Raw genomic sequence first — 11438 nt, 5'->3', positions numbered from 1 at the left:
TGTAGTTTCTATTCACTGGAATTCCCTCGTTGTCGCTCACAAGCCTGACGGCGGCCATATCGGCCCTCCACTACAACGAGCACCGTAGCGAATGGTCACCCTTTCGAGCCACCCGGGTCACAATTTCGATACTCAGGTGAAATGTCGGGTTTTACCCGGGTCGCCCGCGCTCGGCGCCGCGGAAGTGCTCCGTGAGCCGGGCACCGGCCCGGGGTCAGCTGGCCCTGCGCGAGGAAGACTTCGACGCGGGCTTGCTGCTCGACTTCCCGGCGGACTTCTTCGTGGCCTTGCCGGCGGGCTTCTTGGCGGCGCCCTTCTTGCTGCCCGACGGCGACGATGCCTTCTTCGCGGGGGCCTTCTTGCCTGTTGCCCGCTTCGACACCGTGCGGTCGGCCTTGTCGGCCTTGTCGGCCTCGTCGGAGGTGGTCTCGCCTCGGGCGGACCGGGCGGCGTCCACGCTGCGCTGGAGCGCAGCGAGCAGGTCGACCACCTCGCCACCGGTCTTCGCCGGCGCCGCAGGCGCCTTGACCTCGCCGCCCTCGACCTTGGTGCGCACCAGGTCCTCGACCGCCTGGCGGTAGTCGTCCTCGAACTCGGTCGCGTCGAAGTCACCGGCGAGGGTCTCGACGAGCATGGTGGCCATCTTGACCTCGTTCGGCTTGGCGGCGTCTGCCGCTCCGACCGAGAAGTCCGGCGTACGGATCTCGTCGGGCCACATCATGGTCTGCATCACGATAACCCCGCCCTCGTCGGTGTCGCGAACGCGCAGCACCGCCAGCGAGGTCCGGTTCCTCAGGGACACGGTCACCAGCGCCATCCGGTCGGCTTCGACGAGTGCCTCGCGCAGCAGGGCGTAGGGCTTGGTGCCGGACTTCTCCGGCTCCAGGTAGTAGGACTTCTCCAACAGCATCGGGTCGATCTGCTCGCTGGGCACGAACTTCTCCACGCTGATCTCTCGGCTGCTGCTGACCGGCAGTGCGGAGAGGTCGTCGTCGGTGAGCACGACCATCTCGCCGTCCTCGGTCTCGTAGCCCTTGGCGATGTCTGCATAGTCGACGAGCTCGCCGTCGATGCTGCACACCCGCTGGTACTTGATCCGACCACCGTCCGCCGCGTGCACCTGGCGGAACGACACGTCCTTGCTCTCGGTGGCCGCGTAGAGCTTCACCGGGACACTGACCAGCCCGAACGAAACCGCGCCCTTCCAGATCGCCCTCATGGGTACAGGATGGCCCCATGCGCCCCATGCTTGCCACCCGCGGCGAGCGGGTACCCGTCGGGCCGGACTGGTGCCACGAGGTCAAGTGGGACGGCATCCGTGCCCTCGTCGAGGTAGGCGCCTCCGGCGCCAGGCTGTGGTCCCGCAACGAGAACGACGTCTCGGCGGCCTATCCCGAGCTGCGGTCGCTGAGGTCGGACCGGGGTGGGCTGCTGCTCGACTCCGAGATCGTGGCCCTGCGTGATGGCGTGCCCTCCTTCGGCGCACTCGCCGACCGGATGCACGTGCGGGACCCGGCCCGTGCCGAGCGGTTGGCGGCATCGGACCCGGTGACGCTCGTGGTCTTCGACCTGCTCCGGCGCGGCGGGGTCGACCTCATGGACCGGCCGTTGCACGAGCGCCGTGCCCGGCTTGCGGACCTGACCCTGGACGGGCCGTCGTGCCTGGTGCCGCCGACGTACGACGACGGGCCCTCTCTCCTCGCCGCTGCCGAGCAACAGCGGTTGGAGGGGATCGTGAGCAAGCGTCTCGAGTCCCGCTACCAGCCGGGACGGCGCAGCCGCGACTGGTTGAAGTTCCCCCTGCGGCCGACGGGGTCCTTCGTGGTGGGCGGCTATCGCTTCGAGACCGACAGTGACCAGCGCCTCGGCGCCCTCCTCGTGGGGGCTCCCGAGCGCGGTGGCCTGCGCTATCGCGGCAAGGTCGGGTCGGGGGTGGCTGGGCGGGCCGGACGCGTCCTGGGCGAGCAGCTGAGGCCGCTCGCCGTCACCGACTCGCCGTTCCTCGACGAGCTCCCTCGTGTCGACCGGGCCGGGACGGTGTGGGTCGAGCCGCGACTGGTGGTGGACGTCCAGTTCCTGGCCGTGACGGCGGACGGCCGGTTGCGGCAGCCGGCGTACCGTGGCATCCGCACCGACCTGACCACGCAGGACCTGCACAGCCCTGGAGACCCATGAGCACCCTCGACCTGACCACCGCGGAGTTCGAGCGGACCGTCACCGGCAACGACATCGTGCTGGTCGACTTCTGGGCCGCGTGGTGCGGCCCGTGCCGCAGCTTCGCCCCCGTGTACGACGCCGCCTCCGAGCGGCACCCCGACCTCGTCTTCGCCAAGGTGGACACCGAGGCGGAGCAGCAGTTGGCCGCCCAGGCGCAGATCACCTCCATCCCGACGCTGATGGCGTTCCGAGACGGCATCTGCGTGTTCTCCCAGCCGGGCGCGCTCCCGCCGGCCGCCCTGGAGGAGCTCATCGGGGCGGTCCGCGGCCTCGACATGGACGACGTGCGCCGGCAGATCGCCGAGCAGGAGTCCGGCGCGACCGACGAGATCGACCTGGAGACGTTCGCGGCCGCGCACGCCCAGGGCGGCTACGTCCTCGACGTGCGCGAGCCGCACGAGTACGTCGCCGGCCACGTCCCCGGCGCCGTGCCCATGCCGATGAACGAGGTTCCTGAGCGGGTCGCCGAGCTGCCGCGCGACCGGGTGGTGCACGTGATCTGCCAGAGCGGCGGTCGCAGCCGACAGGTCACCGACTTCCTGCGCGGCCGCGGCGTGGACGCGGTCAACGTCGCCGGCGGCACCGGGGAGTGGGCCGCCCGGGGCTGGGCCCTGGACCGGTGAGGCGGGTCGGGGTCGAGGCGATCGGGGATCGCTGATGCCACCCGACGCGGAGCGCACCGAGACTCGGGTCGAGGTCGACGGCCGGGTGCTCACCCTGGTCAACCTCGAGAAGGTGATGTACCCGCGCACCGGCACCACCAAGGCGGAGGTGCTGCACTACTACGCCCAGGTCGCCCCGGTGCTGCTGCCGCACCTCGCAGGACGGGCGGTCACCCGGATCCGCTGGCCGAACGGCACCGGTGCCCAGTCGTTCTTCGAGAAGAACGCGCCCGCCGGACTGCCGTCATGGGTCCGCACCGTCGAGGTGCCCACCTCGGGCTCGCGCTCGGGCTCGGGGGAGGGCGGCACGCTGAGGTTCCCGGTCATCGAGTCGCTGGCTGCGCTCACCGTGCTGGCCAACCTGGCCGCGCTGGAGCTGCACGTGCACCAGTGGACGGTCGACGACGACGGCGACGTGGTGAACCCCGATCGACTGGTCGTCGACCTCGACCCCGGTGAGCCGGCGGGCCTGGGCGAGTGCGCCCGCGCGGCGCTGCTCGTCCGCGAGCGACTGGCCGCGCGGGACCTGCCCTGCGCGCCGGTGACGAGCGGCTCGAAGGGGCTGCACCTCTACGCCCCACTGAACCGCGACCGGACCTCCGACGACGCGCGCGACCTTGCTCGCGAGCTGGCAGAGGCGCTCCAGCGATCGCATCCGGACCTGGTGCTGGCACAGATGACGAAGGCGCGGCGTACCGGCAAGGTGTTCCTCGACTGGTCGCAGAACGTGGGCGCCAAGACCACGATCTCGCCGTACTCCCTGCGCGGGCGGGAGCGTCCGATGGTCGCCGCACCCCGCACCTGGGACGAGGTCGAGGCCGGCGCCGACGACCCGTTGGCGTTGGAGCAGCTGGACCTCCACGACGTCCTCGCGCGGGTCGAGGAGCAAGGCGATCTGTTCGGTGCCCAGCTCAGCGGGAGATCTTGAGCGGTACGACGACGCTGCGCCGTGGGTGCTTGCCCTTGAGGGTGATGGTGTGCTGGCCCTTGAGCACCTTGTGACCGATCTTCCTCGGCAGCCGGACCTTGCCGTGCACCCGCCCGTGGCCGTCGGCACGCAGGTGCCCCAGGATCACCGACGTGGAGTGCAGCACGACGGCGACCTTCTCGCGGGCGCCGAACCCGGTCGCATCGAGGGTGATCTTGTGGTGGGCCCGCGCCCGCGCGGGGGTGACGCAGCCGAGACCGGTGCCGCGAGACACGCAGGTGTGCTTGGGGGGGAAGCCCTCGGTCCAGTGCGCATGCGGGTGCTTCGGCCGCGGGGGCACCCAGTCGGCGCGCACTGCGTTGCTGGTGGTCGACGACGGACTCGTCCCGACGCCGTTCACCGCGGTGACGGTGAAGCTGTAGCGGCCGGTGGCATACGCCCCGGCGCACCACTCATACCACCGGCCCTGCCAGCGGCCCGTGATGCCGGCCAGGCTGACCGTCCGGCTGGTGCTGCTCGCCGCGACCGTCCAGCGGTGCACCACCGACCTGGTGTGCGTGCGGCCCGGTCGCGGACAGCCCTTGGTGAAGTCGCGGTGCGCGGTGACGACGTAGTGGTCGATCGCGGAGCCGCCGTCGGTGACGGGCGCCTCCCACGTCACCCGGATCGACTCGTGGCTGCTGGTCCACTGCCCGGAGCGCTTGACCACCCGGGGGCGCACCGAGGTCGGCGCGGGTGGCGCGTGGGCGCCGGGAGGCGAGGTGGGCACGACAGTGTTGCTCAACGCCGAGCGCACGCTCGTGCCGACCGCGTTGACTGCGGCGACCCGGAACGCGTAGCTCTTCCCGGGGGTGAGGCCGGTGACGGTCATCCCGGTCGAGGTTCCGGTGGTCGGGACGGACTTCTGCGCGCTGCCGCCGAGGTAGGGGGTGACCACGTAGTGCTCGATCGGGGAGCCGCCGTCCGAGGCCGGTGCCGTCCAGGTGACCGTCGCCTGCTGGATCCCCGCGAGTGCATGCACGGCGCGTGGTGCCCCGGGCTTGCCCGGCGTACCGATGGTGACGGTGACCGGGGCCGAGGTGCTCTCCTTGTGGGTCTCGTCGCCCTGGTAGGTCGCGGTGAGGTGGTGCACGCCGGCGTCGAGGTTCGAGACCGTGACCTTCGCCGTGCCCTTGTTGAGCGAGGGCCCTTCGAGATATTGGCCGTTGTCGTCGATCTCGACCCAGCCGGTGGCGCCCTTGGTGACCGTCGCGGTGAACGTCACCTTGGTGCCGGGCGGCCCCGAGGTGGGGGCCGCTGTCAGCGTGGTGACCGTGGGGGTCAGGGCCTTGACGGTGATCGTGAGGGGCTCGGACGTGCTGGTCGCGTGGCCGCCGTCGCGGGTGTCGCCAGCGTAGACGGCCACGATCTTGTGGGTGCCGACCGGGAGGTTCGTCCCGGTCTCCTCGTCGGGTCCCCATGCCAGGTAGGCGTGTCCGCCGTCCAGGGTGTCCGTGCCCAGCACGGTCGAGCCCTCCATGAACGTGACCGTGCCGGTGGACTCGGTCGGAGTGACCTTGGCCGTCACGTACGCCGTCTGGTTCTCCATCACGGTGGCGTCATCGGTGCTCTCGGTCGTGCTGGTCGGCGTCGCGCTGGTCTGCTGATAGGTGTAGGTCGCCGCGGGCTCGAGCGGAGTGCTGCCGCCCCCGGTGCTGACCTGGACGTCGACCGGCCCCGCGCCGGAGGAGGGCGCGACCGTCGTACAGCTGGTGTCGGTGCAGCTGGCGGCGGCCGGCTTGCCGCCGAACGTGACCAGTCCGTCGGTGAGGCCCGTCCCGGTGATGGTCACGGACGTGCCGCCGTCGGTCGGCCCGCTGCTGGGCGCGATCTTCGTCAGCGTCGGCGCGACCGGCGGTGGCAGCTGGTAGGTGTAGCGGTCGGCATCGGTCTCCTCGCTGGTGCCGCCGGCAGTGCTCACGGTGACGTGGACGCTGCCTCCGTCGGCCGCGGGTGCCGTCGAGGTGCACGCGGTGTCGGTGCAGCTGGTGCTCGTGCCGGCCTGGTTGCCGAAGGACACCGAGCCCCCCGTCAGCGCGGTGCCGCGGACCGTCACGGTGGTGCCACCGGCAACCGGGCCGTGATCGGGCGCCACGCTGGTGACCACGGGGGCTGGCGGCGGCTGGACACCGTAGTGGAACCGGGCCGCGCTGGTGGTGGGCGAGGTGCCGTTCGGGGTGGTGATGGTGACGTCGGCAACTCCGCTGCCGTCGGGCACGGTCGCCGCGACGTGGCCCGGGTCGAGCACCGTCACGTCCGTGGCCGGCGTGCCTCCGACGGTGACCGCCCTGGTGCCGGCCAGGTTGGTGCCGGTCAGGGTGATGCGGGTGCCGGCCGCGCCGTACGCCGGAGAGACGTTGCTCAGCGTCGGTGACGTGTCTGAGGTGAGACCGGTGACCTGGACCAGTCCTGCGCCGCTGGCGCCGGTGACCCAGAGCGAGCCGTCCGCGGCAGCGGCGACGTACTTCGGCTCGACGTTGCTGTTGGGCCCGGGCATCGGGTAGTCGGTGACGTCCCCGCTGGTCGGATCCAGGGCGCTGACCTGCTCGGAGTCGGGCGCGACGAACCACATCCGACCGTCGGGGCCGTAGGTGAGGCCCTGGGCGTCGGTCTCGCGCAACGGCAGCTGGTACGTCGTCACATGGCCTGCGGTGTCGACCGCGATCACGGTGCGGGCCGCCGTCTGGGTCATCCACAGCCGCCCGTCGGGTCCGGAGGTGACGTCCCAGGTCACCGCGCCCGAGGTCGGCAGGGGGTACTCGGTGACGACACCGTCGGTGGTGATCGCGCCGACCGAGTCGCCGCCCCACTCGCTGAACCAGATCCGCCCGTCTGCGCCGGTGGCGAGGTGGTAGGGCACGACGGTCGGGTCGGGCAGGTGGTAGATGCTCACCTTGCCGGCGGTCGTCATCGCGCCGATCGCGCCCGAGGTGGACAGGCTGAACCAGAGCCTGCCGTCCGGGCCGGTGGTGAGGAAGCGGATGTCGCTGGGCACGCCCGGCACCTGGTAGCCCGTCTGGGAACCGGTGCTGTCGATGCGGACGATCTTGTCGAGCTTCTCCTCGGTGAACCACATCGCGTCGTCGGGCCCGCGGGCGATCCCGATCGGCATCGCCCCGGTGTCGGTCGGCCAGGTTTTGATGGCGCCGGTGGTGTGGTCGATCCGGCCGACCAGGTCCTGGTTGGGCACGGTGAACCACAGATCGCCGTTGGGGCCACGCGCCATCCCGCCGCCGCCGTTCACCCCACTGACCTTGCCTGTCCTGGCGTCCGGGACGTCCTTGCGGGCCAGCGTGATCCGGTCGACGGTGAACGCGTTGGACGCCGTGTTCGGCGACGTCCCCCCTGCTGTGCTCGCGACCACGTGGGTGCGCCCGGCAGCCGACTCCGGCTGGGTGAGCGTGCACCGGGTGGCGGTGCAGTCCGCATCCGTGGCGTCGACACCGCCGATGCTCACCGTCGCGCCGGCGAGCCCGGTGCCGGTGACGGTCACGATCGAGCCGCCCGACGCCGGCCCACTGGTCGGGTCGACACCGGTCACCGCCGGCCGTGGCGGGGTCTCGAACGTGAACTGGTCGGCCGCGCTGGTGCTCGAGGTGCCGCCGGCGGTGCGGGCGGTGACGTCGACGGTGCCGAGGTCGTGCTTGGGGGTGCTGACCGTGCAGCGGGTCGACGAGCAGGTGGTGCCCGACCCTGAGCCGGCGCTGCCGAAGGAGATGCTGGCGTTGGTCAGGTTGGTGCCCGTGACGGTGACCGCCGTACCGCCGGTGGCCGTGCCGTGGTCGGGGGAGACGGCGGTGATGGTGGGTACGCCGGCAGGCTGGTAAGTGAACGTGTCCGCAGTCGAGGTGGCCGAGGTGCCCGCGTCGGTCTGCACGGTCACATGCACGGTGTGGTCTGTCGGCGGGTCGGGGAAGCCGGGATCGTAGTGGGACGTCAGGGTGCACTGGTTGTCGGTGCAGACCACGTCGTCGTTGGCGATGGTGTCGCCGAATCGGACGGTGCCACCGGAGAGGTAGTGGCCGCCGACCGTCACCATGTCCCCACCACCGGACACGCCGTGGTCGGGTGACACCGAGGTGACGACCGGTGGCGGTCGCTGGGTGTAGGTGAACTTGTCGGCATCCGTCTTCGGTGAGCTGGTGTAGCCCGCGGGGTCGGTGACGACCACGTCGACCTGACCTGTGTTCCGGGCCGAGGGGATGTTCACCGTGCAGCTGGTGCTGGTCGGACAGACGACCCTCTTCGGCTGACCGTTCGTCCCGCTGTTGTCCATCAGGTTGTCGCCGAACTCCCAGGTGTCGTCGGCGGACAGGTGGGTCCCCGTGATCGTCACCTTCTGGCTGCCGTCGGTCCAGCCCGACGACGGAGTCACCGCCGTGATCGTGGGGACGTAGTACGTGTACTTCGTGGCGTCGGTGACGTCGGAGACGCCGGCCGGTGTCTCGACGGTGACGTCGTAGGTCCCGGGTTTGTCTTGAGGTGCGGCATAGGGGAGGTTGCACTCGGTGCGTGAGCAGGCGTCGTCGTACGTCGCCTGGACGCCGCCGACGTAGACGGTGCCTCCGGTGAGGTCGTGTCCGGACACGACCACGTCGCCGATGTCCTGGAGGAACCCGGAGGAGGGACTGACGCCCGTGACGACCGGCTTGCCCAGGTGTACGTAGGAGTACTTCGACCCCGGGCCGGTGGCTGAGGTGCCGGCATGCGTGGTCACCCGAACGTCGACCGTGCCGGCCTCGTGCGGCGGGCTGGTGACGACGCAGGAGGTCATCGAGCAGGTGCCCGGATAGTCCGTGCCCTGGGCTTCTGTGCCACCGATGGTGACCGTGCCGCCGTTGAGGTCGTGGCCATAGACCACCACGGGGGTGTCGCCGTGCATCGTGCCGCTGTCGGGGGTCACCGACTCGACGATGGGCTTGGCCGATGCGGTGTAGGTGAACGCACCCGACCTGGTCACGGACTTCCCGTTGTCGCTGTCTGCGGTGATGGCGACGGGACCGAGGGGGACGCCCTGCTCCAGGGGCGGCATGGTGAAGGTGCAGGTCGTATAGCTGCACACCTCGTCTCTGGGGTAGCCGTCCTCGCCGATGGTGAGGAAGACGTTCGAGAGGCCGGTGCCCTTGAGCGTCACCTTCGTGCCGCCGATTCCGGGGCCCGACGAGGGCGTGACGCTGGTGATGGTCGGCGCCAGGTCCTTGACGGTGATCTGGTCGGTGGTGGAGGTCGCCGAGGTGCCCCCGGGACCGTAGACCACGGCGTCGTAGGTCCCTGCCGCGATCCCGGGCGAGGTGATCGTCAGCTCGGAGTCGCTGACCACGACCGGGTCATCGACGGTGGTGCCCCAGTCGCCGTCGGTGGGGTTGAGCTCGACCTGGGTGGCGTCCCTGAGGTGCTTGCCGGTGACGGTGATGGTCTGCCCGGGGGCGCTGCTCGCCGTCTTCGGCGACACCCCGGTCACCACCGGCGCCGCGGCCGCGGGCGGGGTGCCTGCCTGGTAGGTGTACTGGTCGGAGGTGATGGACTTCGACGTACCCGCGCTGTTGGCGACGGTGACGTCCACGGTGCCCGCGGACTCGCTCTGCGGGGCGGTGGCGGTGCACAGCGTGTCCGAGCAGCGCCAGGAGTCCGCCGCGGTGGGACCGAAGTAGACGATGCCGCTGGACAGCCCGGAGCCGAATATCGAGATCGTGTTGCGACCTGACGTCGGTCCGTTCTGCGGATAGATGGTGGACACGTGCGGCACGGTCGGGCTGTCGAAGCTGATCTGATCGTCGGTGCTCGTCTGTGACGGTCCGCCGGGACCGATCGCCACCACGTCGACGGTCCCGCTGCCGGGCGGGGCGGTCACGTCGCACTCGTTCTCGAGACAGCTCTGGATGTCGCCTTGGCCGCTGTGGGTCGTGGACGGACCGAAGTTGACTCCGGTGACCGATCCGAGGTTGGCGCCCTTGATGGTGACCGTCGTGCCGCCCGAGGAGGGGAGCGTCTTCGGGCTCACCGACGTCACGACCGGCGGGGCCTGGACCACCACCGACTGTGCCCACTTCTGCATCAGCCGCATGGAGTCGGCGAGGTCGCCGTCGTTGTGCGCGAAGAGCGCGTCCTTGCCGCTCTGGCTGCCGACGGTGGTCGGGTCGAGGATCAACAGCGCCTCATCGACCATCGCGTGCTGGTCCGCCGAGCTCGCGCCGAGCTGGGTGAGCAGTGAGGACTCGCTGGGCGGCAGGCCGTCGAGAAGGTCGGCGAGCCGGTCTCCCAGGTCGTGACCGGTCACAGTGAACTCGGGAAGGTCCGGCGCGATCGCGGACTTCAGTGCCGCCCACAGCGGATCGAGGGCATCGAGTGCGGTCGCGGCCTGCCCGGCCAGGTCGCCCAGCGCGGTGACCTGCTTGCCGTACCAATAGCGGCTGTGGGCGTTGTCGGCGCCCCAGATCCGGTTGACGGTGGTGTAGATCGCCTTGACCAGTCCGATCGCGCCCGCCTGCGCGGTGGCCAGCTTGGTGAAGGCCGCCTTCTGGTTGTCGCTCAGGCCGTCGGGTGGGGCCAGCACCGGCGGGGGGTCGGGTGAGGCGATCTCCTGGTAGTCGGGATCGGGCGGGTCGTCCACGACGCTGTCGTACATCCAGTGGTTGAGGATGTCGTTGTAGGCGTTGACGGTGCCCAGGGCGTCCTGGATCGGTCCGCAGACTGGACAGACCAGGTCACGGATCTGGTTCTTGGCCTCGTCGGCGATCTGGCCGAGCACGTACGACGGTCCGATCGGGCCCGCCATCGTGCACTTGACCTTGGCGGTGGTCGGCGACGGCGGGGGGAGGTAGACGTTCACGCTCTTGGTGTCGATCCCCCCGGCCAGCCCGACGTCCTGCACCAGGGCGCTCACCTGATACCAGCCGGCGCCGTGATAGTCGCCGAAGGCGTCGGGCGTGAGCAGGATGTGGAAGAACTGCACGTGGTTGGACGCCGAGCCCGTGCCGAAGTGGTCGTCCCACGAGCCGAAGCCACCGCTCCAGGTCGCGGTCGCGTAGGGGCCGGTCGGGTCGCTGCCGTTGCCCATGATGAACGTGGCGGCGATGGTGACCGGGATGACCGGGCTGGCGTGGTCGACGAAGCCGTGGCAGGAGTCCTGGGTGGACATCACCGGGCTGCCGACCTTGACCGAGTCGATGATGACCAGCTCGGCCGCACCGCCCGCAGACGCCGGACCTGGAACGAGCAGGGTCGCGACCGCGGAGGCGAGGGAGATGACCGCGACCAAGGCGGCTCGTCCCATCCGCCAGCGGGACCGCCCCCCGCCGGCTCGAACGTGCGCCGAGCCTCGCACTGTTCTTGGACGCCGCCTTTCACCGAGTCGAGGTCGATGGGAGTCTTCATCGACGCTAGGACGGCGTACGTGCAGCGGCCATAGTCAATCCGGGTCATCCCTGAGGGGTCATCCCGCGCCAGTGGCTGGCCTTGGTAGCAGTGGGGAGCAGGTCGGGTGCTGTCCCGCCGATCCCGAGATTCGGCGGGTCCAGCACCCGAGCCCCCTCCAGATGCCCGGTACGGGCCCTCGGCAAACCTCGCTCTCCACAGATCTTCGATCACGGGTT

5 protein-coding genes and 1 pseudogene are annotated in these 11438 nt (G+C 70.4%); 4 read left to right on the top strand and 2 right to left on the bottom strand.

Going from position 1 to position 11438, the window contains the following annotated elements:
* Positions 1 to 214: 214 nt before the first annotated feature.
* Positions 215 to 1219, bottom strand: coding sequence for a non-homologous end joining protein Ku (gene ku / locus Q9R13_RS07075; RefSeq protein ID WP_310964361.1), 1005 nt, complete (start codon positions 1217 to 1219; stop codon positions 215 to 217).
* A gap of 17 nt (positions 1220 to 1236) precedes the next feature.
* On the opposite strand from ku, the gene ligD (Q9R13_RS07070) reads away from it, so the two are divergent.
* The 4 genes and pseudogenes from ligD (Q9R13_RS07070) (at position 1237) to ligD (Q9R13_RS07055) (ending at position 3807) form a co-directional block, all read left to right on the top strand.
* Entirely contained in the window at positions 1237 to 2175 is a 939-nt protein-coding gene (gene ligD, locus Q9R13_RS07070) for a non-homologous end-joining DNA ligase (protein ID WP_310964360.1), read from the top strand.
* Positions 2172 to 2531: pseudogene (gene trxA, locus Q9R13_RS07065) on the top strand (thioredoxin); the annotation flags it as partial. The gene ligD (Q9R13_RS07070) and the pseudogene trxA, both read left to right, overlap by 4 nt.
* A complete protein-coding gene (locus Q9R13_RS07060; RefSeq protein WP_458295169.1) occupies positions 2514 to 2840 on the top strand; it encodes a rhodanese-like domain-containing protein in 327 nt (108 codons plus the stop codon). The pseudogene trxA and the gene Q9R13_RS07060, both read left to right, overlap by 18 nt.
* A gap of 34 nt (positions 2841 to 2874) precedes the next feature.
* On the top strand, positions 2875 to 3807 hold the full coding sequence (ligD, locus tag Q9R13_RS07055; RefSeq protein WP_310964359.1) for a non-homologous end-joining DNA ligase: 933 nt from the start codon (positions 2875 to 2877) through the stop codon (positions 3805 to 3807).
* Here ligD (Q9R13_RS07055) and Q9R13_RS07050 read toward each other — a convergent pair.
* On the bottom strand, positions 3791 to 11119 hold the full coding sequence (locus Q9R13_RS07050; protein WP_310964358.1) for an IPT/TIG domain-containing protein: 7329 nt from the start codon (positions 11117 to 11119) through the stop codon (positions 3791 to 3793). The two genes, ligD (Q9R13_RS07055) and Q9R13_RS07050, sit on opposite strands and share 17 nt — an antisense overlap.
* Positions 11120 to 11438: the final 319 nt, after the last annotated feature.

This window comes from Nocardioides marmorisolisilvae, from assembly GCF_031656915.1.
In the GTDB taxonomy this organism is placed as follows: domain Bacteria; phylum Actinomycetota; class Actinomycetes; order Propionibacteriales; family Nocardioidaceae; genus Marmoricola; species Marmoricola terrisoli.
This window is presented reverse-complemented; position numbering and strand designations above follow the sequence as displayed.

Excerpts from the sequence above, each read along its gene's own strand:
- ku (WP_310964361.1), bottom strand. The coding sequence starts at position 1,219 with ATGAGGGCGATCTGGAAGGGCGCGGTTTCGTTCGGGCTGGTCAGTGTC.
- ligD (WP_310964360.1), top strand. The coding sequence starts at position 1,237 with ATGCGCCCCATGCTTGCCACCCGCGGCGAGCGGGTACCCGTCGGGCCG.
- ligD (WP_310964359.1), top strand. The coding sequence starts at position 2,875 with ATGCCACCCGACGCGGAGCGCACCGAGACTCGGGTCGAGGTCGACGGC.
- Q9R13_RS07050 (WP_310964358.1), bottom strand. The coding sequence starts at position 11,119 with ATGGGACGAGCCGCCTTGGTCGCGGTCATCTCCCTCGCCTCCGCGGTC.